Here is a 26,408-nt window from a genome sequence, read left to right as displayed (position 1 = left end):
GCCTTCAAATCCCTGAAGGCGATTTTACAAAAAATAATGTGCCGGCGCGGATTCAAGCGCTTGCCGGTGCATGTCCAATCACGTTAGGCGTTTTCTCCCATGGCGCGGTATATCTTCATCACCGGCGGCGTGGTCTCCTCGCTCGGCAAGGGTCTAATGGCGGCAAGCCTCGCGGCGTTGCTCCAGGCTCGAGGCTATCGGGTCCGCATCCGCAAGTTCGATCCCTATCTCAACGTCGATCCCGGCACGATGTCGCCGCACCAGCATGGTGAGGTCTATGTCACCGACGACGGCGCCGAGACCGATCTGGATCTGGGCCATTACGAGCGCTTCACCGGAGTCGCCTCGCGCCAGTCGGACAACGTCACCTCGGGGCGCATCTACAAGACGATCATCGAGCGCGAGCGGCGCGGCGATTATCTGGGCGCCACCGTCCAGGTGATCCCGCACGTCACCGACGCGATCAAGGCGTTCGCGCAGGACGAGACCGAGGATCTGGATTTCGTGCTGTGCGAGATCGGCGGCACGGTGGGCGACATCGAGTCGCTGCCCTTCATCGAGGCGATCCGCCAGCTCCGCAACGATCTGGGCCGCGGCCAGACCGTCAGCATCCATGTGACCCTGGTGCCGTTCATCTCTGCCGCCGGCGAGCTCAAGACCAAGCCGACCCAGCACAGCGTGCGCGAGCTTGCCTCGCTCGGTGTCCAGCCCGACGTGCTGGTCTGCCGCTCCGAGCGCGAGCTGCCCGCGACCGAGCGCGCCAAGATCGCCCAGTTCTGCAACGTGCCCACAGCGGCGGTGATTCCCGCGCTCGACGCCAAGAGCATCTATGCCGTGCCGATGCAGTATCACCGCGAGGGCCTCGATTCGGAGGTGCTGCGTGCCTTCGGCATCGATCCCGGCGAGCCGCCCCGGCTCGATCGCTGGGTCGACATCATGGCCCGGCTCGACAATCCCGAGGGCGAGGTCACGATCGGCGTTGTCGGCAAATATATGGGCGTCCCCGATGCCTATAAGTCGCTGCACGAGGCGCTGGTCCATGGCGGCATCGCCAACCGGGTGAAGGTCAATATCCGCTGGCTCGACGCCGAGCTGTTCGAGCAGGACGAGGCGGAGGTCACCGCCCGGCTGGAGCCGATGCACGGCATCCTGGTGCCCGGCGGCTTCGGCGAGCGCGGCAGCGAGGGCAAGATCGCCGGCGTCCGCTTCGCCCGCGAGCGCAGCGTGCCGTTCTTCGGCATCTGCCTGGGCATGCAGATGGCCTGCATCGAGGGCGCGCGCGAACAGGGCGTGAAGGATGCGTCCACCACCGAATTCGGCCCTACCGACGAACCGGTGGTCGGCATGATTACCGAATGGATGACCGCTGAGGGGCTCCAGACCCGCGAGGAAGGCGGCGATCTGGGCGGCACGATGCGGCTCGGCGCCTATCCGGCGAAGCTCTCGGGCAACAGCGTCGTCGCTTCGATCTACGGCTCCGATTCGATCAGCGAGCGCCATCGCCACCGCTACGAAGTGAACACCGCCTATAAGGGCGTGCTGGAGCAGGGCGGGCTCGTCTTCTCCGGCATGTCGCCCGACGGGACTCTGCCCGAGATCGTCGAGCGGCCGGACCATCCCTGGTTCGTCGGCGTGCAGTTCCATCCTGAGCTCAAGTCCAAGCCCTTCGATCCGCATCCGCTGTTCGCGAGCTTCATCGAGGCGGCGGTCAAGCACTCGCGCTTGGTCTGACGTCCGTGCGCGCGCTGGTCCTGGCCCTGCTGGGGTTGTTCCTCGCGTCCAACGCGGCGCCGCAGGACCGGCCGATCCCCGGCATGGTTCGGGTGCGGCTGGTGACTTCCGCCGGGAACATCGTGCTGGCGCTCGATGCGAAGCGGGCGCCGAAGACCACCGCGAACTTCCTGGCCTATGTCGATGACGGCCGGTTCGAGGGGACGCTCTTCTACCGCTCGGCGCGGCGCACCGGCGATCCGAAGTTCGGCTTCATCCAGGGCGGCATCGGCACCGATGCGCGCCGGATGCTCGAGCCGCTGCCGCTGGAGCCGACCGACCGGACCGGCATTCGCCACCTCGACGGCGTCATCTCGATGGCGCACGGGATCAATCCCGACGCGGCGAACGGCAATTTCTCGATCATGGTCGGCGCCAATCCGACGCTCGACGCGCGCGGCAGCTTCCGCGGCTATGCGGCGTTCGGGCGGGTGGTCGCCGGCATGGACGTGGTCAAGCGCATCCTGGCGATGCCCACCGGCGGCGGCCGCGAGGCGATGCGCGGCCAGATGATCCTCCAGCCGGTGCGCATCCTCCGCGCGGAACGGCTCGACGGCCCGGCGCGACCCACCGGCCGCCCCAGGCCCTGGCTGATCGGCCCGCCGCGCTGATCGTAAAAATACACTCGAAACTACTGAAAAACAGCGAACTTCGCTCTAGATAGAAAATGCGAGCCCTAGATTGAGGGGGAGGGGAGGCGACTTCCCTCCCCCTTTTTCTTTGGCGCAAAGCAAAGGGCGCCCGGACCGAAGTCCGGACGCCCCTGCTGCAGCGGCACCCAAAGGGAGGAAGGCGCCGCGAGTGCTGCCGTGGTTACGCGGCCTCGGCGTCGCGATGCGGGATCGCGGTCGGCGCGCTGCCGGTATTCACGGCGATCTTCTTGGGCTTCATCGCCTCGGGAACCTCGCGGACCAGCTCGATGGTGAGCAGGCCGTCGGCCAGGTTCGCGCTCTCGACGCGGACGAAATCGGCAAGCTCGAAACGGCGCTCGAAGCTGCGATTGGCGATGCCGAGATGCAAATACGAGCCCTGGTTGTTCTCGTTCTCGCTCGCCTTCCTGCCGCTCACGAGCAGCAGGTTCTGCTGCGCGGTGATGTCGATCTCGTCGTTCTTGAAGCCGGCGACGGCGATCGTGATCCGATAGCGGTCGTCGGCGACGCGCTCGAGGTTGAAGGGCGGGTAATTCTCGCTGCCGGCCTGGCGCGCGCTGGTTTCGAGCAAGTCGAACAGGCGATCGAAGCCGATGGCCGAACGGCGGAACGGAGTAAAATCGAACTGACGCATTTTCAAAGCCTCCACATGAGCAAATTGAACGTCTGACTCGGGCGCCCGGATATTCGCGGCGCCGCGATGCACGACCCGGATGGCGCCGTGCGACCTCAATCTGGGTGGCGGATTTCAGCCTTTCAAGTGCGGCGGAACGCGCGCCGATTGCGCCCGGCAACCGGAGCTACGGCTTCCTAAACATCTCCTTGCTCGCTAATTCACACCAAATGAGTGGAGATTGGTGGGCATAAATAAGGGGATGTAGATGAGCCTGTCTTCGCTTGGGTTGTTGCTGATGGCCGGCGTTTCGCCGCTTACCGCCGTGCCGCTTCCGGCGCCGGAGGATCCGCCCGTGATCGCCGCCAGGGAAGATCCGGACCCGGACCCGGACCCGCAGGCAACCCCGACCGCCCAGGACAATGGCGAGATCGTCGTCACCGCCCGCCGCCGCGAGGAGCGCGCGCAGGAAGTGCCGATCGCCGTCGCCGTGCTGAGCGGCGAGCAGCTTGCCGATAGCGGCGCGTTCAACCTCAACCGCCTCCAGCAATCGCAGCCGACGCTGCAATTCTATTCGAGCAACCCGCGCAACTCGGCGATCAACATCCGTGGCCTGGGCGCGCCGTTCGGTCTCACCAATGACGGCATCGAGCAGGGCGTCGGCTTCTATGTCGACGGCGTCTATATCGGCCGCATCGGCGCCTCGACCTTCGATTTCGTCGATGTCGACCGGGTCGAGGTGCTGCGCGGTCCCCAGGGCACGCTTTACGGCAAGAACACCACGGCCGGCGCGGTCAACATCACCACGGCGGCGCCCAGCTTCACGCCCGAGGCGCGGCTGGAGCTGAGCGCGGGCAATTATGATTTCCTGCAGGCCAAGTCCTCGGTCTCGGGGCCGCTGTCGGAGAATCTGGCGTTCCGCATCTCGACCTCGGGCACTTATCGGCATGGCACGATCGAGAACGTCCTCACCGGCGACGATCTCCACCGCCAGCGCAATTTCGGCGCTCGGGGCAAGTTGCTGTGGAACGCGACGCCCAATCTCGACCTGACGCTGTCGGGCGACTTCAATCGCCAGAACCCGATGTGCTGCGTCCAATATTATGCGCGGGTCGGCACGACCCAGCGGCCGCTCAACCGCCAATATGGCGGCCCGCCCGGGCTCGCGGCGGCCTTCGGCTATACGCCGCCCAGCTTCGATCCGTTCGATCGCAAGACCGATCTCGATGCCGAGCTGAATTCGCGCCAGGAGATCGGCGGCGCCTCGCTGGTCGCCAACTGGGATATCGGCAGCGCGACGATCACCTCGGTCTCCGCCTGGCGCTATTGGGACTGGCTGCCGGCGAACGATCGCGACTTCATCGGCCTGCCGATCACCACCGTCTCGCAGAACCCGTCGCAGCAGAAGCAGGTCTCGCAGGAGATCCGCATCGCCTCGAACGGCGCGAACCGCCTCGACTACACGGTCGGCGCCTTCTTCTTCCACCAGACGATCGATACCCAGGGCTCGCAGGTCCAGGGATCGGCGGCGAGCCGCTGGCTGCTCAACCCGACCAGCGCCAATGCCCAGAACCCTGCTGTGCTCGACGGGTTGACCTCGACCAACACGATCGGCTTCGACAACACCAGCTTCGCGGTCTTCGGCAAGCTCAACTGGCAGGTGATCGACGGGCTGCACGTCCAGCCGGGCCTGCGCGTCAATTACGACAAGAAGAGCGGCTCCTATGTCTCGGTGGTCACCACCGGCACGGGCAGCACCACGCTCAACAGCGATCAGCGCGGCGTGCTCGCGCCGCAGAGCTACGATCCCCGGTTCAGCGACTGGAACGTGTCGGGCGACTTCACGCTGTCCTATGATTTCTCCCGCGATATCCACGGCTACGCCACCTATGCGCGCAGCTTCAAATCGGGCGGCATCAACCTGTCGGGCCTGCCGCTGGACGGCAACAACAACCCGATCCTGAGCTCGGCCACGGTCAAGCCCGAGAAGGTCAACCATTACGAGATCGGCCTGAAGACCCAGTTCGCCGATCGCCGCGTGACGCTGAACCTCGCCGGCTTCTGGACCGAGATCGACGATTACCAGGCGACCGTCACCAACGGCCAGCTCGGCGTGATCCGCGGCTATCTCGCCAATGCCGAGAAGGTGCGCGTGCGCGGCATCGAGTTCGACAGCAGCTTCCGCCCGAGCCGGCGCTTCAACGCCTATGTCAACGGCGCCTATACCGACGCCAAATATGCGAAGTTCAAGGACGCGCCGTGCCCGCCCGAGCTTTCCGGCGGCACGACTGCCGACGCCACCCATCCGGCGAGTCCCGCGGGACAGCCGGGCACCGCGACCAACCCGTCCTACAGCCCCGCCTTTTGCGACATCTCGGGCCAGGTGCTGCCCGGAATCTCGAAATGGTCCTTCTCCGCGGGCGGCGAGTATAACGTGCCGGCCAGGCTGTTCGGTGCATCGGGCGAGGTCTATCTCGGCTATGACGGCAGCTATCGCTCGCGCTTCTCGTCGAACCCGTCGCCCTCGGCCTATACCTGGATCGATGGCTATTCGCTGTCGAACTTCCGCCTGGGCTTCCGTACCGACGATCGGCTGAACGTCTATGGCTGGGTCCGCAACGCCTTCGACCAGCATTATTTCGAACTGCTCTCGACCCAGTCGGGCAGCACCGGCCTCGTCGTCGGCCAGCCCGGCGATCCGCGGACCTATGGATTGACGATCAGCAAGTCGTTCTGATCGTCGCACAAGCTAGCCTCTCGCCATGGCCGGGGGAGGTTAGGGGAGGGAGGCGGAGCCCGTACCGCCTCCCTCTTCGTTTTTGGGGGAGTACCGATTTACTTCGTCCCCCCGGCCGAAGTGCCGGGGTCCACCGGGATGCTGGGAGAGCCACTGGAGGTGAGAGGGGTTCGTTCGCGGATGAGTGGCCACCGGCACTTCGGCCGGGGTGACGAGAAAGAGGGCCGATTGCCAAGCCCCAGCCATCCCCAAAACGCGAAACGGCCGGGCTGTTTCCAACCCGGCCGCCTGCGTGACGAATGCTCGTCAGCCCCCTTTGTCAGATCCCGCCCACGCGCTTGCACTTGCCTGCAAGCGGGGCTGAGACCCTCCCCGAACCACGGCCGTTTTGCTGCCTGCGCTTCGACAGGGATTTGCTACGTGGGCGTGCAGCTTTTGTCATCGGCTTTGCATCCGGCGTGAACAGATTGGTCGCACCCTGTGTTGAATCGGCAACATCTGGTCGCCCGCCCGAAATCCGGCGCACCGCATTGCCAGCCGGTGCCGTACTGGCCTAGAGCAGCGCCATGCTACTTTCGCGCTACGAGCGGATGATCGCCCGCCGCTATCTGCTGCCGGGGCGCAGCGAAGCCTTTATCGCCGTCGTCGCCGGATTCAGTCTGGTCGCCGTCATGCTCGGCGTCGCCGCGCTGATCGTGGTGATGAGCGTGATGAACGGCTTCCGTGCCGAGCTGTTCGACAAGATCTCGGGGCTCAATGGCCATGCCGTGATCCAGGGCTATGGCAGCCAGCTCCGCGACTGGCGGAACCTGCTGGACGAGGTCAAGCGCACGCCGGGCGTCACCAGCGCCACGCCGCTGATCGAGCAGCCGCTGTTCGCCAGCTACAACGGCCGGGTCGAGTTCGCGCTGGTCCGCGGCATGCGGGTGGAGGACATCCGCAACAACCCGACGCTCAAGGGCAAGGAAGTCCTGGGCTCGCTCAACCGGCTGGCCCCGGGCAGCGAGCAGATCGCGATCGGATCGCGGCTGGCCGAATCGCTGGGTGCCACGATCGGCAGCGAGATCGCGATCATCAATCCGCAGGGCGTCGCCACGCCCTTCGGTACCAACATGCGGATCGTCAAATATCGCATCGCCGCGATCTTCGAGGTCGGCGTCTATGATTACGACAAGGCGTTCATCATCATGCCGATGGAGGATGCCCAGACGTTGCTGCTGCTCGGCGACGCGGTCGGCATGATCCGGGTGGACACGGTCAATCCGGACAAGGTGAGCGAGATCATGGCGCCGCTCCAGGACAAGGTCGACGGCCTCGGCCAGCTCACCGACTGGCGCCAGATGAACCGCGAGCTGTTCGAGGCGCTGTCGGTCGATCGCATCGTCTCGTTCACGATCCTGTCGATCATCCTGCTGGTCGCCTCGTTCAACATCGTCTCGTCGCTCATCATGCTGGTGCGCGCCAAGACCCGCGACATCGCGGTGCTCAGGACGATGGGCGCGACGCGCGGCGGGCTGATGCGGATCTTCGTCACCGTCGGCACGACCATCGGTGCGCTGGGGGTCGCGGCGGGTGCCGTGCTCGCCTTCTTCTTCATCACCTTCCGCGCGCAAGTGGTCACCTTCATCGGGCTGGTGACGGGGCAGAAGGTATGGGATCCCGAAATGCGCTTCCTGACCGAGCTTCCCGCCCGGACCGATCCGTTCCAGACGATCGCCATCTGCCTGATGGCCTTGCTGTTCGCCTTCCTCGCCACGCTCTATCCTGCGTGGAAGGCGGCGAGCACCGATCCCGTCCAGGTGCTCCGTTATGAGTAGCTTTGAGGAACGCGCGGTGAACGGCGCTGAGCCTGTCCTCCAGACGCGCGGCCTGAAGCGCAGCTTCAAGCAGGGCGAGGTCGTGATCGAGGTGCTGCGCGGCGTCGATCTCGACGTCCAGCCCGGCGAGATCGTCGCGCTGCTCGGCCCCTCGGGCTCGGGCAAGTCGACCTTGCTCCAGGCTGTGGGCCTGCTCGAAGGCGGCTTCCAGGGATCGATCCGCATCGCCGGCAAGGAAGCCTCGCAGCTCCCCGCCGGGGGCCGCACCGAGGTGCGCCGAGACAGCTTGGGCTTCGTCTATCAGTTCCATCACCTGCTGCCCGATTTCAACGCGCTCGAGAATGTCGTGCTGCCGCAGATGATCCACGGCGCCACCCGCGCCGAGGCCGATGCCCGCGCCGAGCATCTGCTGACCGTGCTCGGCCTCGCCCAGCGCCTGACGCACCGGCCCAGCCAGCTTTCGGGCGGCGAGCAGCAGCGCGTCGCGGTCGCCCGCGCGCTCGCCAACCGCCCGGCGCTGGTGCTCGCCGACGAGCCCACCGGCAATCTCGACGAGGCGACCGCCGACAAGGTGCTGGAGGAACTGCTGACGCTGGTCCGCGGCGAAGGTTCGGCCGCGCTCATCGCCACGCACAACGAACGCCTCGCCGCGCGGATGGACCGCGTGGTACGGCTGCATGAGGGGCGGCTGGAATAGGAGAGGGCAATATGAGCGCGGTAACAGAGATTCCCGTGAAGACCGCCGATGGCGGCGAAACCGACCTTTCGGCCTATGATGGCCAGGTGCTGCTGATCGTCAACACGGCGTCCAAATGCGGCTTCACCCCGCAATATGCCGGGCTGGAGGAACTCTACCGCGCCCATAAGGACCAGGGCTTCGCGGTGCTGGCCTTCCCCTGCAACCAGTTCGGCGGGCAGGAGCCGGGCGACGCCGCCGAGATCGCGAATTTCTGCTCGCTCACCTATGACGTGACCTTCCCGGTCTTCGCCAAGATCGACGTCAACGGCGCCGATGCTGCGCCCTTGTTCGAGCGTCTGAAGGCGGAGGCGCCGGGCCTGCTCGGCTCCAAGGCGATCAAGTGGAACTTCACCAAGTTCCTGGTCGATCGCTCGGGCAAGGTCGTCGACCGCTATGCGCCGACCACGGCGCCCAAGGACATCGAGAGCGCGATCGAAAAGCTGCTGTAGGCAGATCGACAGTTAGAGTTGAGGACAGCGCTCACAAAAACCATCGTCACCCCGGCGGAAGTGCCGGGGTGACGGGGGAAGAGCGGCGGTGCCCTCCGCGCTGTCAGTGGATAGAACCCGGCAGGTGAATGGGTTTCCCGCGCGCAGGCGCATCCTGCACATCCTCGGGAATATCGCCGCTCACCAGCTTGCCCAGATTGGCGAGGATGCCGAACATCGCGGTGACGCCCTCCAGCGGCCGTCCGCGCGGATCGCGGCGCTGGGCCGGGCGGGCATTCCGCGGCGCGCGGCGGCGCGGCGGTCCCATCGCGTCGATCCGCTCGCGCGCCGAGGGGCCGTCGCCGAAGCGCGCCGGCTCGCGCCATACCACGCGCATGCCCCTGGGCACCTGGGTCCAGTTGCCGTGCGCGGTGCGGATCAGGTCGCAGCCGCAATGATGACAGATGCTGAAATCGAGGCCCTGATTGCGGCGATGCGTGGTCTCTGCCGAATGGCCGGCGATCGAGCAAAGCAACGTCATACTCACTGCACTCCCTTGGGGTTTCGGTCGCGGCGCATCCGCAGGCGGAAAGCGGCAAGCTCGCGGAACATCGCATCGTCGCTCTCCAGCGCGATGTCGGGGTTCCAGATCTCGAAGCTGTCGCCCGCGCCGACGAACAGCGCCAGGCGCTCGATCCTGCCGAGATGGCGCATCGCCTCCGGGATGCGGAGCCTGTTGTCGTGGCGCGGCATGCGATCGGAGAGGCCGAAGGTGCGGCGCATGCGGTGATAATGGTTGCGGACATCCTCGCCGCGATCCTCCTCGGCCTGGCGCCGCCGTTCGGCGCGGGCGGCGAGCTCGGTCAGCCGCTCGCGGCCATAGCCGATCAGGCAGGCATCGGAATCATGCCTGGCGACCACCAGCTCGGCGGCATCGGCGGGCAGGGCATCGGCCAGGAACTCGGGAACAGTGACATTGCCCTCCGCATCGACGTCGCAGATAGCGCTGCCATGGAAGAGGGGTGTCATCGGCCGTTACGCTCACTTCACCATGGCCGCGAACGCGGCCGCTACTCGAATACTGCCAGCGAAGGTGCGTTTCCGGTCGGACGACCTGCACATTCCGCGATCCGGTTCGGCGCGCCGTCATGGTTGCCGATCCGTTAACCATGTTGTCGCGCAACCTGTTGTGAGTCGCCATTCAGGGCGCTCCCGATCCGCATCTCTGCGCTAAGGGCAGGCCCGGAGCCGCTGGTTGCCGCGCCGTTGACCCGCCGGGCGAAAGCTGTGGATAGCGTGTCCGCGCGGGTGGCGAATCACGCGCATTCGCCCTAGGGTTCGGCATGGCGCATTCGGGTTTCGTTCCGCTCCGGGTCTTCTCCTGCTACACGATGCTGGAAGGCGCGATCGAGCCAAAGGCCATTGCGAAACGCGCGAAGGATCTGGGTTTCCCCGCCGTCGCCCTTTGCGACCGCAACGGCCTCTACGCTGCGATGTCCTTCTCCGAAGCCTGCATCAAGGCCGGCGTCCAGCCGATCGTCGGCACGCTGCTTGCGGTCAAGCGCCCCAACATGCCCGACGGCGTCACCGCCCCGATCGACTGGCTCGCGCTCTATGCGCAGGACAAGGCCGGCTACGAGAATCTCTGCGATCTCGTTTCGATGGCGCATCTCGATCGCCCGATCGAGGAGGAAGCCCATGTCCCCTTCGAAGCGCTCACGGGCCGCACCGACGGCCTGATCGCGCTGACCGCGGGCAGCGAGGGCGCGCTGGCCCGGCTCTATGCCGAGGAGCAGGACGCAGCTGCCGAAGCCTATGCCGAAGCGCTGGAGCGGCTGTTCCCCAACCGCCTCTATATCGAGATCGTCCGCCGCCTGGACGAAGTCGAGGGCCGGGCCGAGCCCAGGCTGCTCGATTATGCCTATGCCCGCGATCTGCCGCTGGTCGCGACCAATCCGAGCTGTTTCGCCGACGAAGGCTTCTACGAGGCGCATGATGCGATGCTCTGCATCGCCAATTCGAGCTACATCGCCAGCGACGATCGCCCGCGCAGCTCGCCCGATGCCTGGATGAAGCCGGCAAACGAGATGAAGTCGCTGTTCGCCGACCTGCCCGAGGGGATCGCGAATACGATGGTGGTGGCGCAGCGCTGCGCCTTTGCCGCGCCCAAGCGTAAGCCGATCCTGCCCAGCCTCGCCGGCGATCGCGAAGGCGAGTCCGCGATGCTGCGCGAGCGGAGCGTCGCGGGGCTCGCCAAGCGGCTGGAAAAGGCCGGCATCAAGGATCCCGAACAGATCGAGGTCTATCGCAAGCGCCTGGAATTCGAGCTCGACGTCATCATCCAGATGGGCTTTCCCGGCTATTTCCTGATCGTCGCGGACTTCATCCAATGGGCGAAGGCGCATGACATTCCGGTGGGTCCGGGCCGCGGATCGGGCGCAGGCTCGGCGGTCGCCTGGGCGCTGACGATCACGGATCTCGATCCGCTCAAGCTCGGCCTGCTGTTCGAACGCTTCCTCAATCCCGAGCGCGTGTCGATGCCCGACTTCGACATCGATTTCTGCGAAACCCGGCGTGGCGAAGTGATCCGCTACGTCCAGGAGAAATACGGCCGCGATCACGTCGCGCAGATCATCACCTTCGGTACGATGAAGGCGCGCGCGGTGCTGAAGGACGTCGGCCGCGTGCTCCAGATGAGCTATGGTCAGGTCGATCGCCTCGCCAAGCAGATCCCCAACCACCCGACCGATCCCTGGACGCTGGAGCGCACGCTGAACGGTGTCAGCGAGTTCCACGCCGAATATCAGAGCCAGCGCGAGGTGCGGCATCTGGTCGACCTGTCGATGCGTCTGGAGGGCCTGCCGCGCCACAGCTCGACTCACGCCGCCGGCGTCGTGATCGGCGATCGTCCGCTCGCCGAGCTGGTTCCGCTCTACCGCGATCCCCGCTCGGACATGCCGGTCACCCAGTTCGACATGAAATATGTCGAGGCGGCCGGGCTGGTGAAGTTCGACTTTCTCGGTCTCAAGACGCTATCGGTGCTCAAGAAAGCGGTCGAGCTGCTCGCCGATCGCGGCCTCGACGTGGATCTCGACACGCTCGGCTGGGACGATCCCGAAGTATACGACCTCCTCCAGCGCGGCGACACGGTCGGCGTGTTCCAGCTCGAATCGGAGGGCATGCGCCGCACGCTGACCGCCGTGCGCCCCACCAATTTCGGCGACATCATCGCGCTCGTCTCGCTCTATCGTCCGGGTCCGATGGACAACATCCCGAGCTTCGGCGCGCGCAAGTCGGGGCGCGAGGAAATCGTCTATCCGCATCCCCTGCTCGAAAAGGTGCTCGGCGAGACCTACGGCATCTTCGTCTATCAGGAACAGGTGATGCAGGCCGCCCAGATCCTGGCGGGCTACAGCCTGGGCGGCGCGGACATGCTCCGCCGCGCCATGGGCAAGAAGATCAAGGCGGAGATGGACGCGCAGCGCGCGATCTTCGTCAAGGGCTGCGCCGAGGTGAACGGCATCAAGGAGGCCAAGGCCAACGAGCTGTTCGACTTGATCGACAAGTTCGCCGGCTATGGCTTCAACAAGTCGCACGCCGCCGCCTATGCGCTGCTCGCCTATCACACCGCCTGGCTGAAGGCGCATCACCCGCACGAATTCTTCGCCGCCTCGATGGCCTATGATATCCACCAGACCGACAAGCTGGCGATCTTCGCGGACGACATGCGCCGGCTCGGCATCGAATGCCTGTCGCCGGACATCAATGCGAGCCTGGCCGACTTCAACGTCGAGAAGGCGGGCGAGGGGCTGGCGGTGCGCTATGCCCTCGGCGCGCTCAAGGGCGTGGGCGAGCGCGCGATGGAGCTGCTGGTCGAGGAGCGCGACACGCGCGGCCGCTTCCATTCGCTCGACGATTTCGCCCGCCGCGTCGATCCGCGCCTGCTCAACAAGCGCCAGGTCGAGACGCTCGCCGCCGCCGGCGCATTCGACGGCATCGAGCCCAACCGCGCCGGCGTCCATGCCGCGGCCGAGACCGTGCTCGCGGTCGCCCAGCGCACGCATGAGAGCAAGACCAGCGGGCAGGGCGGCCTGTTCGGCGAATCCGAGCCCGGCGGTGGCGGAGTCAGCCTGCCCAAGGGCGCGCACTGGTCGCTCATCGATCGCATCGCCGCCGAGAAGGACGCCTTCGGCTATTATTTCTCCGCCCATCCGCTCGATCGCTACCAGCATCTCGCCCGCGTCCATGGCGCGCGCGAGATCGGATCGCTGGGCGATATCGCGATCCCCGATGGCGGCCGCGTCGGCGCCACCATCGCCGCGCTGATCGAGGATGCGCGCTGGCGCACCTCGGCGCGGGGCAATCGCTATCTGATGGCGACGATCTCCGACAAGAGCATGCAGACGCTCACCACCTGCTTCGACGACATGGCCGCGAAGGACATGGAGGAATGCGCCAAGGCCGGCGGCTGCGCGGTGCTCACCGTCGAGCTCGACAAGCGGCCCGGCGAGGATACCCCGCGCGTCTCGGTCAAGCGTGTCCAGACGTTCGACAGCCTGGCGAACACCGCCCAGCTCGTGCTCGAAGTGAGCGTGGCGGATCCCTCGGTGCTGCCGGTGCTTGCGGGCATCGTCGGCGATCTGCGCGGGGGCGGGCGGGGCGAGATCCTGCTCAACGCGCCGCTGGATGGGGGCGAGGCGAGCCTGATGCTCGGCCGCAACTTCCGTCTCGACGGCGAGCTCGCCACGCAGATCGAGGGACTGGCCGGCGTCCGCGCCGCGCGGCTCATGACGGCAGGCCAGAAGCTCGCAGCGGCAGCCTGAGCTCGCGCTACGCCGCGACGACGCAAGGATGAAGGCTTGAGGGGCGAGCCGCTTCCCGCAAATTCCAACCTCGTCGCGGCGTAGCGCGAACCATTATCGTGAACGGGGTACGGCAACATTTCGTAACGCCCGCCGGCTCTCGACTTCCCACCCTTTCCCGCGTTACGCTCCCGGAAAGAGCAAATCGGGAGAGTCTCCGTGCTTGGAGGAATGCAGGATTTCGAACTGCGGGTATCCACGCTGATCGATCACGCGGCGCGCGAGCATGGCCCGCGCGAGATCGTCACCCGCTGGGCGGATGGCAGCGAGACGCGCACCAACTGGACCGGCATCGCCCGCGATGCGCGCCGCATGGCCCAGGCGCTTGAGCGGCTCGGTATCCGCAAGGGCGATCGCGTCGCCACGATGGCGATGAACCACGCCCGCCATCTCGTCGCCTGGTACGGCATCACCGGCATGGGGGCGCTGGTCCACACGATCAATCCGCGCCTGTTCGACGATCAGCTCGCCTTTATCGGCAACCATGCCGAGGATCGGGTGCTGCTCTACGACAAGGCGTTCGCGCCCATCGTCGAGCGGCTGAAGCCGCACTGGAAGACGATCGAGCAGTATATCTGCTTCGACGACAGCGCCCCCGACGGCTTCGAAGCCTGGATCGCCCGGGAGGACGGCGACTATGCCTGGGTGACGGGCAGCGAGCGCGAGCCGATGATGCTCTGCTATACCAGCGGCACCACCGGCAATCCCAAGGGCGTGGTCTATACCCACCGCTCCACCGTGATCCACGCGATCACCGAATTGCAGCCGGCCGAGTTCGACCTGTCCACCCAGTCGGTCGCGATGCCGATCGTGCCGATGTTCCACGCGGTCGGCTGGGGCCTGCCCTGGGCGGCGGCGGCGGTGGGGCTCAAGCTGGTTTTCTCGGCGGTGAACGAGCCCAAGGTGCTCTGCGCGCTGATGAACGGTGAGAAGGTGACGCACTCCGCCGGGGTGCCGACCGTCTGGTTCGGCATGTTCCAGTATATGGATGCCACCGGCGAGGCGCCGCAGCATCTCAAGATCGTCACCATCGGCGGTTCGGCCGCGCCGCGCGCGATGATCGAGCGGCTGATGCAGATGGGCATCCGCGTCAACCACGCCTGGGGCATGACCGAGACTTCGCCGATCGGCACGATGGGCGCGCCGTCGCCCGACTTCGACGAACTGAGCTTCGAGGATCAGGTCACCCAGGTCTCGATGCAGGGCAAGGTGCCTTACGGCGTCGAACTGCGCGTCGTCGACGACGAGGGCGTGGTCCAGCCGCGCGACGGCAGGAGTTCGGGCCGGCTACAGGTGCGCGGTCCCTGGGTGATCGGGCAGTATTTCCGCGAGGAAAAGCCCGCGATCGATGCCGACAACTGGTTCGATACCGGCGATGTCGCCGTGCTCCACCCGGACGGCACGATGCAGATCACCGATCGCGCCAAGGATGTCATCAAGTCCGGCGGCGAATGGATCAGCTCGGTCGAGCTGGAGAATTGCGCGGTCGGCTGCGAAGGGGTGGCCGAGGCGGCGGCGATCGGCGTCTATCATCCGCGCTGGGAGGAGCGGCCGATCCTGCTGGTGGTCCGCAAGCCCGGCAGCGACGTGACGCCCGAACAGATCCAGGCGCATCTGGCACAGCATGTTGCCAAATGGTGGCTGCCCGACGAAATCCATTTCGTCGATTCGCTGCCCCATACCGCGACCGGCAAGCTCCTCAAGATCGCGATCCGCGCGCAATACAAGGACTTCAAGCTGGCGGCGGCGTAAGTAAAGCCCTCTCCCGCTTGCGGGAGAGGGTTGGGTGAGGGTTAAGTGCAATGCACTCTCGATCGCACCCTTACACGACTCACTCTCACCCCGGCCCTCTCCCGCAAGCGGGGGAGGGAGAGAGCCTACTTCCCCGCCAATATCCCCGCGCTAACCTCCGCCTGCTTGGCATCGCGGAAGCGGGCGCAGTTGCGGATCGCCTCCACCGAACGATCGATGTTGAGCGCGCTCCCCGCGCCGTTCTGCGCGCGCAGCTTGGCATCGACGGCATCGGCCTGGTCGTTCGAGCACAGCACCTTGAACATCTGCGCCGCCCGGCCCGAGAAGATGCCGCCCCCGCCGCCATTCTGGACGAAGCTGTCGAAGTGAGCGAGCATGAAGTCGGTCGCCACGTCACGGGTATAGGGCGAGTTCAGGAACGCCGAGACCGTGAACAGCCGTTGCCGGAAGGTCAGGCGGTCGTCCTTGAAATCATTGAGAAACCAGCGCGCCACGTCCGCATTGGCCGAAGCGCCGATGCCCTGCCCGGTGATCTGGAGCAGCACTGGATCGTTGCCCGCCAGCGCCTTCTCCGCCAGCGTCTTCGCGAAAGCCGCGCCGCGTTCGTTGAGCGTCACCGCCGCCGCCGTCGTGGCATAATCGGGATCGAGCGCCTTCGCGTCGCCTGCCAGATAGGCGTCGAGCGCTGCGGTCAGCTTGGCGCGAACCTCCGGCGCATGTCCCGTTGTCGCGAGGATGCCGACGAGATCCTGCCGCTGCTCGCGCTGGTCGGGAGTCTCCGAGGCATAGGCGCCCTTGGCCGGATCGAAGCCGATCTTGCCCAGCATCGGGCCATAGATATCGACGATCAGCTTGCGATAGGCCGGCAGCGCCGCCTCGTTCACCAGCCCGCGCCGTTCCAGCTCGCGCAGTCGATCGGCATTGTCGAACACGATCTTCATCGCCGGATGCGCCGCCATCGCACGCGCCAGCGCGATCGGCCGCTCGATGCCGCTCTTGCCGGCATAGAAGCTGGCCCAAAGGCTGTCGTCGAGCGCCAGCGCCTCGCCCTGCGGCAGGCCCGGACCCGCGGCGATCAGCGAATCCCAATCGGCGGGGTCGAGATCGAAGCGGTAATAGCCCCAGCCGCCGGCATTGGGCATGATCGTGCCGACGCCCTTGGCCTCGATTGGCTCGCTTGCCTTGTCGATCAGCGTGCAGCTCTTGGTGGTGTCGCGGCGGATGCACAGCGGGATCAGCCATTGCTGGGCGGGCAGGTTGCTGCCGAAATAGGCGGAGCGCGACTGGCTCGCGGTCAGCACGTCGCCCTCGCGATGCAGCGTCACCACCGGCACGCCCTGCTGGTCGACGAAGCTGCGCAGCGAATCGAGCACGCGCGGATCCTGCGCCGCCTCCGCCAGCGAAGCGAAGAACTGGTCGGTCGTGGCATTGCCATAGGTGTGCCGGCTCATATGGAGCCGCACGCCGTCGCGGAATTTCTCGTCGCCCATGTAATCGGCGATCATCGCCACCACCTGGCCGCCCTTGCCATAGGTGATCTGGTCGAACGCGGCGTCGATATCGGCATCCTTGTCGATGCGTTGGTGGATCGGCCGGCCGGCGGCGAGCGCATCCAGGTCCATCGCCTCGAAGCCTTCGCCGATCGCGTCGACGCCGATGTCCAGGTCCGGCCGCCATTCGTTGCCGATGCGATAGCCCATCCAGTTGGCGAAGCTCTCGTTCAGCCAGATATCGTCCCACCAGGCCGGCGTCACCAGATCGCCGAACCACTGGTGCGACAGCTCATGCGCCACGACCATGCCGAAGGCCTGCTTGGTGCTCGTCGAATCCTTCTCGTCGAGGAACAGGATGTCGTCGCCATAGATGTCGGCGCCGGCATTCTCCATCGCCCCCGGCATCACCGGCGATCCGATCTGGTCGAGCTTGGGGAAGGGGAAGGGCTGGCCGAAATAATTCTCCAGCAGCGCGACGATCTTGCCCGATTCATTGAGCGCGAACTGCATCTTGGCGGCATTGGGCTTGGTGCCGATCACGCCCAGCGCCATAGGCTCCGCGCGCTGCGGCGTCGGAGGAATCGCGCCGGTGATCCGGTTGAACGGGCCGGCGACGAGCGCGACGAGATAGGTCGGCAGCGGCTTGGTCGGCGCGAAGCGATGCTTCACCAGCTTGCCGGCCTTGGACGTACCGGTCTCGGGCGCGTTGCTCGCGGCGAGGAAGCCGGGCTTGGTCGTGATCGATACGGTGAACGGCGTCTTGTATCCGGGCTGGTCGAACGACGGGAAGGCCCCGCGCGCATCGATCGATTCGAACTGCGACCAGCTATACCAGTCGTCGCCCACCTTGATGCGATAAAGCCCCGACGGCCCGTCGCCGAAGGCAGCGTCGTAATCGAACTTGAGCGTCAGCTTGCCCGCGGGCACCGTCCGCCCGAAATCGAGCTGCGCCAGCCCGGTCGGGCTCTTCTGGGTGAAGGTGACCCGAATCTGCTTGCGGCCGATCTTCGCGATCGCGCGGGTCACATGCAGGTCGCGGCCGTGCATGAAGATCGACGCGGCAGGCTGCTTGAGCTGCACGTCGATCTCGGTGTGACCGCTGAAGCGCTCCTTCTCGGGGATGACCGTCATATCGAGCCGATAGGCGATCGGTGCGACCTGATCGGGCAGCTTGCCGGTCGGCAGCGCATCCTGGGCGAGGGCCGTGCCGGGAACGAACAGGCAGAGAGCGGTAAGCTGGAAGCGCATCGTATTTTCCTATCGAGGATTGTGCTGCCTATGGCCTGAAATGCCGTGTTGCAACGGTAGTGCGCATATTCTGTTGTGATATATTGTCACCCATTCGGTGGGCCGCTTGTGCTGCGAACTGTCCGAGTTATGGTGGCGATATCATAATAAGGAGGGGATGATGGTTCGATTGGTGCGCTGGCTCGCGCTCGCCCTGTTGCTGGGCGCCGCCGCGGAAGCGAAGCCGGGCGAACGCTGGGTCGCCGCCTGGGGCACGTCGCAGCAGATCCCCGAACCCGCCAATGCCCTGCCGGGCGAAGACCTGACCGACGCGACGCTGCGCCAGGTCGTGCGCATCCAGGTTCCCGCAGGCAGGCTGCGCGTGCGCTTCTCCAATGCCTTCGGCACCGCGCCGCTCCGGATCGGCGCCGCGACGATCGCGCGCTCGGCCGATCTGGCGACGTCGCGCGTCGACACCGCCACCCTCAAGCCGCTCCGCTTCGGCGGCGCGGCGGCGGTGACGATCCCGGCAGGTGCCGATTACTGGTCCGATGCGGTCGACCTTCCGGTCCCCGCCGGCGCCGATCTCGCCATCTCGATCCATTTGCCCGAAGCACCCACGCAGCAGACCGCTCATCCCGGCTCGCGCGCCACTTCCTATACGCTGCGGGGCGACCACACCGGCGATACCGAGCTGGTCGGCGCCAAAACGGTCGTCCACTGGTATCAGCTGGCCGGCATCGAGGCTGTCTCGCCGCGCGGATCGGCGGTGGTGGTGCTCGGCGATTCGATCACCGACGGCTCGGGGGTTCAGCCCGACACCAACCAGCGCTGGACCGACGGGCTCCAGCTCCGCCTGCGCGCGACGCCTGGCCTCAAGGAGATGGCGGTGCTCAACGCCGGGCTCGGCGGCAATCGCCTGCTCAACGATGGCCTCGGCCCCAACGCGCTCGCCCGGTTCGACTGCGACGTCCTGTCGCCGCCGGGCGTCACCCATCTCATCATCCTGGAGGGCGTCAACGATCTCGGCACGCTCACCCGTGACGCGCCGGTCTCCCCCGAAGCCCATGCCGCCTTGGTCGCGCGGATGATCGATGCCTATCGCCAGATGGTCGCCCGTGCCCGCGCACACGGCATCAAGGCGATCGGTGCGACGATCCTGCCCTATGGCGCCTCGGCCTATTATCACCCCGACGCGCAAAACGAGGCCGATCGCCAGGCGGTCAACAAATGGATCCGCACGCCCGGCAATTTCGACGGCGTGATCGATTTCGACGCCGCGCTGCACGATCCTGCCCAGCCTACCCGGCTGCGCAAGGACTATGACAATGACGGCCTCCATCCCTCGATCGCCGGCTATCGGGCGATGGCGGACGCGGTGCCGCTCGCCCTGCTGAAGAGTCCGCCCCCAAGAAATTGAGATACTTTCCCCGGCGAAGGCCGGGGGCCAGTTTCCACGAAGTCGAGATGGCGGGACAATATTTCCAATGCATCGCGGCTGAGCCCCGGCCTTCGCCGGGGAACCGTTCCAATTGGCTGATCCGGCCCTAGAATAGCTCGCCCTGGGCTCCGGCTGGTGGGCGGAACAGGTCCGTCCGCAGCCGGATCCGCTCGGAATCGAGCCCATAGCGCTTCGCCGCCTTCAGGAAGCGCGTGCGCAGCAGCTCGGCCCACGGCCCTTGCCCGCGCATTCGCGTGTGGAAGTTCGGGTCGTTATCCTTGCCGCCGCGGATCGACTGGATCGTCGCCATCACCTTGCCCGCGCGCTCCGGAAAATGCGTGTCGAGCCATGCCCGGAACAATGGCGCCACCTCATAGGGCAACCGCACCGGCAGGAAGAACGCCGCCCGCGCGCCAGCCTCGGCCGCGCGCTCCAGGATATGCTCCAGTTCATGATCGGTGACATGCGGAATGATCGGCGCCATCGAGACGAAGGCCGGGATGCCGGCATCGGTGAGCATGCGGATCGCCCGCAGCCGTTTCTCCGGATGCGGCGCGCGCGGCTCCACCGTCATCGCGATCCTGGGATCGAGCGACGTGACAGACACCGCCACCGCCGCCAGCCCCTTCGCCGCCATGGGGCCGAGCAGGTCGATGTCGCGCGTCACCCGGTCCGATTTGGTGGTGATCGTGATCGGATGGTTGCATTCGGCCAGCACCTCGATGCAGCCGCGCGTGATCCGCCAGGTCGCTTCGATCGGCTGATAGGGATCGGTGTTGGTCCCGAACGCGATCGGCCGGCAGACATAGCCGCGCTTGCCCAGCTCGGCGCGGAGCAGGGCAGGGGCATCGGGCTTGGCGAACAGCCTGGTCTCGAAATCGAGCCCCGGCGACAGATCGTGATAGGCATGGGTCGGCCGTGCGAAGCAATAGATGCAGCCATGTTCGCAGCCGCGATAGGGGTTCACCGATCGGTCGAAGCCGATATCCGGCGAATTGTTGCGCGTGATGATCGTCTTCGGCTTCTCCACCGTCACCGTGGTCCGCAGCTTGGGCGCTTCGCCGTCCACCTCCTCGCGCGCATCCAGCCAGTCGCCGTCCGCCTCACGGGCGGGCAGGTTGAAGCGGCTGCTTTCGCGATTCAGCGTCGCGCCGCGGGCGGGACGAGTCTTTGCCATTGCCAGAGACTAGAACGCGATGTAGAACGAATCAAGAACATTGGAGAATGTGATGGCCCGGATCAGCTATGTCGAACTGCCCGTGAAGAATGTTGCGGGCGTGCGTGATTTCTATGCCCAGGCGTTCGGCTGGGCCTTCACCGATTTCGGCCCCGACTATGCGGCGACAACCGGCGGCGATGTCGACCTCGGCCTGAACGGCAGCGCGGATCACGCGATCGCCAGCCTGCTCCCGATCGTCGAGGTGGAGGATCTGGAGGCCGCGCTCGCCAGCGTGACGGCGGCGGGCGGCACGATCACCGTCCCGATCTTCGCCTTTCCCGGCGGCCGCCGCTTCCACTTCCGCGATCCCGACGGCAATGAGCTTGGGGCATTCGTCAACGAGCCGGAATAACGCCAGGTTCGGAACTCTCCTCCGTCACCCCGGGCGAAGTGCCGGGGTCCACTCCTCCGCGAGCGAGCCCCTATAGCCTCCAGCGGCTCTCCTAGCCGCACAGTGGACCCCGGCACTTCGGCCGGGGTGAAGGCGTTTCGGCGTCCTTGATTCTGAAAGCCGATCCGTTCTCGCCTTACCGCTCCATGAGCCGCGGCATCAGCTCGACGAAGTTGCAGGGCTTGTGGCGGATGTCGAGCTGGGTGGCGAGGATGCCGTCCCAGGCGTCGGTGACCGCGCCGGTCGAGCCGGGCAGGGCGAAGATATAGGTGCCGCGCGCCACCCCGGCGGTCGCGCGCGACTGGATCGTCGAGGTGCCGATCGTCCGGTAGCTCAGCCAGCGGAACAGCTCGCCAAAGCCCGGTATCTCCTTGTCCCACACGCGCGCCAGCGCCTCGGGCGTGACGTCGCGGCCGGTGACGCCGGTGCCGCCGGTGGTCAGGATCACGTCGATATCCCGCGCGTCGATCCAGGCATGGAGCCGCGCCACGATCGCATCGGCATCGTCCTTCACGATCGCGCGATCGGCAAGTTCGTGCCCCGCAGCCGTCAGCCGCTCGACCAGCCGGTCGCCCGATCGATCGTCCGCCGGCGTCCTCGTGTCGGAAACCGTCAGCACCGCGATCCGCACCGGGCGGAACGCGATGCCTGCGTCAATTGCCACCGGCGATCCGCGCCGGCACGTCGCGCGCGCTTAGCGTCAGGGTCCGGCTGCCGTCGGGCTGCTGCTCGATGTGCAGCACCGGCCCCGGAGCGGCAGGCGCCGGCACGAGCGGCGGTGCGCGCCGCGTCTGGAGCTTGATCGCCGACGATCCGGCCATGCCCGGGAATTTCGGCCACAGCCCCTGCGCCAGCGCGGCGCGGCTGACGGATTTGCGGCCTTCGCGCTGCTCGTACATCCAGTAATTGCGCAGCACCGTCATCACATAGCCGCGCGTCTCCCAATAGGGGATGCTCTCGATATAGAGCAGCGGATCGCCGCCATCGCGCGACATGCTGTTCCACATCTGCACCGGCGTCGGCCCGGCATTATAGGCGGCGATCACCTTGGGCAGCAGCCCGCCGGTGAAGGGCTGGTCGCGCAGCTGCTCGAGATAGGACTGGCCGATCTCCATATTGACCGAAGGCTTGGTGAGATCGGACGCGGCATAGGTCACGCCCCGCCGCCGGCCGACGTCGATCGCCGCGCCGGTCTTCACCTGCATCAGCCCCATCGCCCCCGCCGCGCTGCGGATCTCGGAATTGAAGCGCGATTCCTGCAGCGTGTGGGCGAAGACCAGAGCCTTGTCGACGCGCCAGCCGCCATCGGGCGTCCAGTTGGGGGCGGGGTAGCGCGCCTCCATCAGCGGATGCGCGCCGGCCGGCCCGTTGTGCGAGAGCCAGAGCTGGGTGGAGGGCAGGCTCAGCAATCCGGCCAGCCGGATCAGCGCGCCATGCTCGCCCGGATTGCAGAACTTCGCTTGGTGGCGCAGCACTTCGTCGGCCAGCCCGTTCTCGCCGATCTCGACCAGTGCGGCGGCGACGCGCACGTTCGGCCGCCGCTGCAGCGTCTTCCAATCCTCGGTGACGAATGCCTCGCCCTTGAGCCCCTTGTCCTCGACGCCCAGCGCGGCGCGGGCGATCAGCCCGTAAAAGGTCTCGCTATACTGGCTCGCCGCCTGGAGCTTCGTCGCCACGCGATCCGGATGGCCGCACGCCATCTCGGCGCGCGAGCCCCAATAGAGCGCGGCGGAGCGCATCTCCGTATCGGCCGCCCGCGTCGCGACCCGCTCGAACGCGGCGTCGGCGGCCACGCAATCCTGCTGGCGCCAGGCGGCGAGGCCCTGCACCCAATCGGCCTGGGGCGCCCAGGTGCCGGCGCCGTCCTGCGCCTTGGCCGCCACGCGGCGCGCATTCGCATCGTCGCCGGCGATGTAATAGATCCACGCCACCTTCTGCCGCCATTCGGTCAGCGCCTCGGGCGTCAGGTCTGTGGAGAATTTGTCGAGCAGCGCCTCGGCCTCGACGCCGTTGTCGCTCTTGACGAAGGGCTGGATGGCAAGCGCGATCTCGGTGGCGGCCGCATCGCTCTTCACCGAACGTGCGCGCTGGCGCACCGGCGCGGCATCGAACCAGACCAGCCGCTGCGCGACCGGCAGCACCGGTAGATCCTCCGCACCGCGGGTCTTCGCCATGCGGGCGATCTGCTCGGCCTCGGGCAGCTCGGGCGCCTCGGCCAGCAGCGCGAGCAGCGGCGCCAGCTCCGCCTTGGGCGAGTTCTTCGCGGTGTAGAGCTCGGCCCGCGCGATCGCATGGAGCGGGCCGGGCTTCATCGAATCGAGCTGGATCTGCGCGTCGGACCATCGGCCGGCGCGGATCGCGGCGAAGACGGCGCGATAGCCGCTGCGCTGGTCGCTATCGAGCTGGTCGGGAATGCCGTCGCCGTCGCGGATCGGCGCCGGGGCGGCGAGGGGCTGGGCGCTGGTGCCCGCCGTATCGTCGGCATGCGCGATTGCCGGCGTGGCGGTCAGCGCCGCGGCTAGGATGAAATGCAATGTCACGCGCTGGTTCCCCGGCTGAACGGCAGCAGATGCCTCCAGACTTCGCTCTTGGCGGCCGGCCGTTCGATCAGGAGACGGGGATGATAGGTCGCCAACACCCGCATCTTGGTCCCCGAATGGTTAACCTCATGTATATGGTTGAAGCCGGCGGCGTTGTTCGTCTCATCGAGGACACAGCTGGTCGCCTGCCCCAGGATCAACAGCTTCCGTGGCCCGATCAGGCTCAGATGATGACGCGCCAGCTCGATCAGCCGGGCCTGTTGCTCGGACGGGATGCGCCCCGTCAGCGGCCGCGCCACCGCGAGCGAGGCGATATAGACCGAATCGCGCGAAAGCCCGACTGCGGCCAGCATCCGGTCGAGCAGCCGCCCCGAAGGGCCGGTCAGCAGCGTATCGGTATCGTCAGGTTCGGGCATGTCGGTGAAAATCGCCCATTCCGCACCGGGCGATCCGGTGGGCGCCACGCGCGGCGTCATCCAGCCGGCTTCGGGCGCGGCATCGCCCATCCGCCATGCGAGGAAGGCGTCCAGCGTATCGGGAAGCGTCTCGGCCGACGCCGCTACGGCACCCGCGATCGGAACGGCTTCGGCGGGTGGCGCGCGGCGCGCCAGCCAGTCGCGCGGTTCCTCGTCCACGAGCGCCTCGACGCCGGCGTCCTGCCACCATTCCAGCGCGCTCTGGAGCGCCCTTTGCCAGTCCTGAACGGTTTCCGCCCCCATGTAAGGTCTTTGAATCCCAGTTGACGCCGCGGTCAATCTGGCTCCATCGCGCGAAGGACAGGACGTGGCAAGGGTGCGACGACAAGCGGCCCAGCGCGTCCGGAAGAGGAAGATCAGGGGATTTGGGATGAGCGAACGGGAGTCGATGCCCTATGACGTCGTGATCGTCGGCGCGGGGCCTGCCGGCCTTTCCGCGGCGATCCGGCTGAAGCAGCTTGCGAACGAAGCGGGTGCCGAGCTGGCGGTTTGCGTGCTGGAAAAGGGCTCCGAGGTCGGCGCGCATATCCTGTCCGGCGCGGTGATCGATCCCAAGGGGCTCGACGAGCTGATCCCCGATTGGCGCGACCAGGATTGCCCGCTGGCCGCCACGCCCGTCACCGAGAACCATCACTGGATCCTGAGCGCGAAGGGCAAATCGGCCTTTCCCGAATTCATCACGCCGCCCTATCTCCACAACAAGGGCACCTATACCGGCTCGCTCGGCAATCTCTGCCGCTGGCTGGCCGGCAAGGCCGAGGAGCTCGGCGTCGAGATCTTCCCCGGCTTCGCTGCCGCCGAGATCCTCTACAATGGCGACGGATCGGTGCAGGGCGTCGCCACCGGCGACATGGGCGTGGCGCGCGACGGCACGCACAAGCCCGATTACCAGCCGGGCCTCGAGCTCCACGCCAAATACACCTTCTTCGCCGAGGGTTGCCGCGGCCACCTCACCAAGCAGCTCATGCGCGAGTTCGATCTGGCGAAGGACGCACAGCCCCAGGTCTATGGCATCGGCATCAAGGAGCTGTGGGATATCGATCCGGCGAAGCATGTGCCGGGCAAGGTGATCCACACCCAGGGCTGGCCGCTGGACGAGGGCGCGAACGGCGGCGGCTTCCTCTATCACCAGGCGGACGGGCAGGTCGCGCTCGGCTTCGTCGTCTGGCTGAACTACACGAACCCCTATCTCTCGCCCTTCCAGGAGATGCAGCGCTGGAAGACCCACCCGGCGATCGCGGAGATCCTCAAGGGCGGCAAGCGCGTCTCCTACGGCGCCCGCGCGATCTCGGACGGCGGCTGGCAATCGGTGCCCAAGCTGGTCGCGCCCGGCGCCGCGCTGATCGGCGACACCGCCGGCTTCCTCAACGTGCCGCGCATCAAGGGCACGCACACGTCGATGAAGAGCGCGATGATGGCCGCCGATGCCGCCTTTGCGGCGATCCAGGCGGGCCGCACGTCCGACGAGCTGACCGCCTATACCGAGGCCTATGAGGCGAGCTGGGTCTACAGGGAGCTGCGCGGCGTCCGCAACGTCGTGCCGCTCGTCAAGAAGTTCGGCGACACCTGGGGCACGATGTTCGCCGGGGTCGCGATGTGGATGGAGCATCTGGGGCTGCGCTGGCCCTTTACGATGAAGCACCATCCGGACAATGAGAGCCTGCGCCGCGCCGATCAGTCGAAGCCGATCGACTATCCCAAGCCCGACGGCCTGCTGACCTTCGATCGCCTTTCCTCGGTGTTCGTCTCGAATACCAATCACGAGGAGGACCAGCCGGTCCATCTGACGCTCAAGGATCCGGAAATCCCCATAAAGTTCAATCTTCCGGTGTACGCCGAGCCGGCGCAGCGTTACTGTCCGGCCGGCGTGTATGAGGTTGTGGGGGAAGGCGATGATCTGCGTTTCCAGATCAACGCGCAGAATTGCGTGCACTGCAAGACCTGCGACATCAAGGATCCCACGCAGAACATCAACTGGGTGGTCCCTGAAGGCGGGGGCGGCCCCAATTATCCGAACATGTAGGCGTCTTTTCGGTTCGGCTTGCGCCGAACGCGGCACCAGCCCGCTCCCCCACCCGGCCACCCAACGCCAGTATCCTATGGGTGGCCGGGTGGGGGAGCGGGCTGGTGCCGGTCCGCCAATAGCCCCCCGCCGGTCTGTGCCCTTTCCTCCCGGCGCGCCTGACATTCCCCGCCGGCTTCTCCGCGCCCGGGGGCGCGGCGTCCGCGCGCTCTGCGGGCTGGGCGGGCGCG

General features: G+C 66.5%; 19 protein-coding genes. 11 read left to right on the top strand and 8 right to left on the bottom strand.

The window, feature by feature from the left end; genetic code table 11:
- Positions 1 to 99 precede the first annotated feature (99 nt).
- Both HB724_RS09840 and HB724_RS09835 read left to right on the top strand, forming a co-directional pair.
- On the top strand, positions 100 to 1,731 hold the full coding sequence (locus HB724_RS09840; RefSeq protein WP_213980755.1) for a CTP synthase: 1,632 nt from the start codon (positions 100 to 102) through the stop codon (positions 1,729 to 1,731).
- A gap of 14 nt (positions 1,732 to 1,745) precedes the next feature.
- The gene (locus tag HB724_RS09835; RefSeq protein WP_256731435.1) at positions 1,746 to 2,381 is read left to right on the top strand and encodes a peptidylprolyl isomerase; all 636 of its coding nucleotides are present in this window, start codon (positions 1,746 to 1,748) and stop codon (positions 2,379 to 2,381) included.
- Between the two features lie 202 nt (positions 2,382 to 2,583).
- On the opposite strand, the gene HB724_RS09830 is transcribed toward HB724_RS09835, so the two are convergent.
- Complete coding sequence (locus HB724_RS09830) at positions 2,584 to 3,054, bottom strand: Hsp20 family protein (RefSeq protein WP_213980754.1); 471 nt, start codon at positions 3,052 to 3,054, stop codon at positions 2,584 to 2,586.
- 247 nt (positions 3,055 to 3,301) lie between these two features.
- Here HB724_RS09830 and HB724_RS09825 point away from each other — a divergent pair, with 247 nt between their 5' ends.
- The 4 genes from HB724_RS09825 (at position 3,302) to HB724_RS09810 (ending at position 8,775) form a co-directional block, all read left to right on the top strand.
- Positions 3,302 to 5,770, top strand: coding sequence for a TonB-dependent receptor (locus HB724_RS09825; protein ID WP_213980753.1), 2,469 nt, complete (start codon positions 3,302 to 3,304; stop codon positions 5,768 to 5,770).
- A 566-nt stretch (positions 5,771 to 6,336) separates the two neighbouring features.
- Complete coding sequence (locus HB724_RS09820) at positions 6,337 to 7,587, top strand: lipoprotein-releasing ABC transporter permease subunit (protein ID WP_213980752.1); 1,251 nt, start codon at positions 6,337 to 6,339, stop codon at positions 7,585 to 7,587.
- Positions 7,580 to 8,284: an ABC transporter ATP-binding protein gene (locus HB724_RS09815; RefSeq protein ID WP_213980751.1), complete on the top strand. Its 705-nt coding sequence runs from the start codon at positions 7,580 to 7,582 to the stop codon at positions 8,282 to 8,284. The genes HB724_RS09820 and HB724_RS09815 overlap by 8 nt, the downstream gene beginning before the upstream one ends.
- Before the next feature lie 11 nt (positions 8,285 to 8,295).
- Positions 8,296 to 8,775, top strand: a complete 480-nt coding sequence (locus HB724_RS09810; RefSeq protein WP_213980750.1) for a glutathione peroxidase — start codon at positions 8,296 to 8,298, stop codon at positions 8,773 to 8,775.
- 103 nt (positions 8,776 to 8,878) lie between these two features.
- Here HB724_RS09810 and HB724_RS09805 read toward each other — a convergent pair whose 3' ends face one another.
- A complete protein-coding gene (locus HB724_RS09805; protein WP_213980749.1) occupies positions 8,879 to 9,295 on the bottom strand; it encodes a hypothetical protein in 417 nt (138 codons plus the stop codon).
- Positions 9,296 to 9,297: 2 nt separating this feature from the next.
- Positions 9,298 to 9,783 carry a hypothetical protein gene (locus HB724_RS09800; protein ID WP_213980748.1) on the bottom strand — a complete coding sequence of 162 codons (486 nt, stop codon included), beginning with the start codon at positions 9,781 to 9,783 and terminating at the stop codon, positions 9,298 to 9,300.
- Positions 9,784 to 10,097: 314 nt separating this feature from the next.
- Between HB724_RS09800 and dnaE the strand changes: the two genes are divergently transcribed.
- Together dnaE and HB724_RS09790 are read left to right on the top strand one after the other, a co-directional pair.
- Positions 10,098 to 13,577, top strand: a complete 3,480-nt coding sequence (dnaE, locus tag HB724_RS09795; protein WP_213980747.1) for a DNA polymerase III subunit alpha — start codon at positions 10,098 to 10,100, stop codon at positions 13,575 to 13,577.
- A gap of 210 nt (positions 13,578 to 13,787) precedes the next feature.
- Positions 13,788 to 15,368 carry a long-chain fatty acid--CoA ligase gene (locus HB724_RS09790; RefSeq protein WP_213980746.1) on the top strand — a complete coding sequence of 527 codons (1,581 nt, stop codon included), beginning with the start codon at positions 13,788 to 13,790 and terminating at the stop codon, positions 15,366 to 15,368.
- Positions 15,369 to 15,493: 125 nt separating this feature from the next.
- Here the strand turns inward: HB724_RS09790 and HB724_RS09785 are convergent, their stop codons facing one another.
- Positions 15,494 to 18,109 carry a M1 family metallopeptidase gene (locus HB724_RS09785; RefSeq protein WP_213980745.1) on the bottom strand — a complete coding sequence of 872 codons (2,616 nt, stop codon included), beginning with the start codon at positions 18,107 to 18,109 and terminating at the stop codon, positions 15,494 to 15,496.
- 160 nt (positions 18,110 to 18,269) lie between these two features.
- Here HB724_RS09785 and HB724_RS09780 point away from each other — a divergent pair, with 160 nt between their 5' ends.
- Positions 18,270 to 19,508: an SGNH/GDSL hydrolase family protein gene (locus HB724_RS09780; RefSeq protein WP_213980744.1), complete on the top strand. Its 1,239-nt coding sequence runs from the start codon at positions 18,270 to 18,272 to the stop codon at positions 19,506 to 19,508.
- A gap of 127 nt (positions 19,509 to 19,635) precedes the next feature.
- On the opposite strand, the gene HB724_RS09775 is transcribed toward HB724_RS09780, so the two are convergent.
- A complete protein-coding gene (locus tag HB724_RS09775) occupies positions 19,636 to 20,706 on the bottom strand; it encodes a PA0069 family radical SAM protein (RefSeq protein WP_213980743.1) in 1,071 nt (356 codons plus the stop codon).
- Between the two features lie 52 nt (positions 20,707 to 20,758).
- Between HB724_RS09775 and HB724_RS09770 the strand changes: the two genes are divergently transcribed.
- Positions 20,759 to 21,100: a VOC family protein gene (locus HB724_RS09770; RefSeq protein WP_213980742.1), complete on the top strand. Its 342-nt coding sequence runs from the start codon at positions 20,759 to 20,761 to the stop codon at positions 21,098 to 21,100.
- Positions 21,101 to 21,275: 175 nt separating this feature from the next.
- On the opposite strand, the gene moaB is transcribed toward HB724_RS09770, so the two are convergent.
- From moaB to HB724_RS09755, 3 genes are read right to left on the bottom strand one after another with little or no spacing between them, the layout of a single operon-like run.
- Positions 21,276 to 21,803 carry a molybdenum cofactor biosynthesis protein B gene (gene moaB / locus HB724_RS09765; protein ID WP_213980741.1) on the bottom strand — a complete coding sequence of 176 codons (528 nt, stop codon included), beginning with the start codon at positions 21,801 to 21,803 and terminating at the stop codon, positions 21,276 to 21,278.
- A complete protein-coding gene (locus tag HB724_RS09760) occupies positions 21,793 to 23,679 on the bottom strand; it encodes a transglycosylase SLT domain-containing protein (protein WP_213980740.1) in 1,887 nt (628 codons plus the stop codon). The genes moaB and HB724_RS09760 overlap by 11 nt, the downstream gene beginning before the upstream one ends.
- Positions 23,676 to 24,398, bottom strand: a complete 723-nt coding sequence (locus HB724_RS09755) for a uracil-DNA glycosylase family protein (protein WP_213980739.1) — start codon at positions 24,396 to 24,398, stop codon at positions 23,676 to 23,678. Before HB724_RS09755 ends, HB724_RS09760 begins: the two co-directional genes overlap by 4 nt.
- A 127-nt stretch (positions 24,399 to 24,525) precedes the next feature.
- Between HB724_RS09755 and HB724_RS09750 the strand changes: the two genes are divergently transcribed.
- Complete coding sequence (locus HB724_RS09750) at positions 24,526 to 26,178, top strand: electron transfer flavoprotein-ubiquinone oxidoreductase (protein ID WP_213980738.1); 1,653 nt, start codon at positions 24,526 to 24,528, stop codon at positions 26,176 to 26,178.
- Positions 26,179 to 26,408: the final 230 nt, after the last annotated feature.

This window comes from Sphingomonas sp. dw_22 (genome assembly GCF_018449795.1).
Taxonomy (GTDB): Bacteria; Pseudomonadota; Alphaproteobacteria; order Sphingomonadales; family Sphingomonadaceae; genus Sphingomonas.
This window is presented reverse-complemented; position numbering and strand designations above follow the sequence as displayed.

Coding starts and splice junctions, on each gene's coding strand:
- HB724_RS09750 (WP_213980738.1), top strand. CDS start 24,526: ATGAGCGAACGGGAGTCGATGCCCTATGACGTCGTGATCGTCGGCGCG.
- HB724_RS09770 (WP_213980742.1), top strand. CDS start 20,759: ATGGCCCGGATCAGCTATGTCGAACTGCCCGTGAAGAATGTTGCGGGC.
- HB724_RS09785 (WP_213980745.1), bottom strand. CDS start 18,109: ATGCGCTTCCAGCTTACCGCTCTCTGCCTGTTCGTTCCCGGCACGGCC.
- HB724_RS09800 (WP_213980748.1), bottom strand. CDS start 9,783: ATGACACCCCTCTTCCATGGCAGCGCTATCTGCGACGTCGATGCGGAG.
- HB724_RS09820 (WP_213980752.1), top strand. CDS start 6,337: ATGCTACTTTCGCGCTACGAGCGGATGATCGCCCGCCGCTATCTGCTG.
- HB724_RS09815 (WP_213980751.1), top strand. CDS start 7,580: ATGAGTAGCTTTGAGGAACGCGCGGTGAACGGCGCTGAGCCTGTCCTC.
- HB724_RS09790 (WP_213980746.1), top strand. CDS start 13,788: ATGCAGGATTTCGAACTGCGGGTATCCACGCTGATCGATCACGCGGCG.
- HB724_RS09825 (WP_213980753.1), top strand. CDS start 3,302: ATGAGCCTGTCTTCGCTTGGGTTGTTGCTGATGGCCGGCGTTTCGCCG.
- HB724_RS09775 (WP_213980743.1), bottom strand. CDS start 20,706: ATGGCAAAGACTCGTCCCGCCCGCGGCGCGACGCTGAATCGCGAAAGC.
- HB724_RS09840 (WP_213980755.1), top strand. CDS start 100: ATGGCGCGGTATATCTTCATCACCGGCGGCGTGGTCTCCTCGCTCGGC.
- HB724_RS09755 (WP_213980739.1), bottom strand. CDS start 24,398: ATGGGGGCGGAAACCGTTCAGGACTGGCAAAGGGCGCTCCAGAGCGCG.
- dnaE (WP_213980747.1), top strand. CDS start 10,098: ATGGCGCATTCGGGTTTCGTTCCGCTCCGGGTCTTCTCCTGCTACACG.
- HB724_RS09810 (WP_213980750.1), top strand. CDS start 8,296: ATGAGCGCGGTAACAGAGATTCCCGTGAAGACCGCCGATGGCGGCGAA.
- HB724_RS09805 (WP_213980749.1), bottom strand. CDS start 9,295: ATGACGTTGCTTTGCTCGATCGCCGGCCATTCGGCAGAGACCACGCAT.
- HB724_RS09780 (WP_213980744.1), top strand. CDS start 18,270: ATGGTTCGATTGGTGCGCTGGCTCGCGCTCGCCCTGTTGCTGGGCGCC.
- HB724_RS09830 (WP_213980754.1), bottom strand. CDS start 3,054: ATGCGTCAGTTCGATTTTACTCCGTTCCGCCGTTCGGCCATCGGCTTC.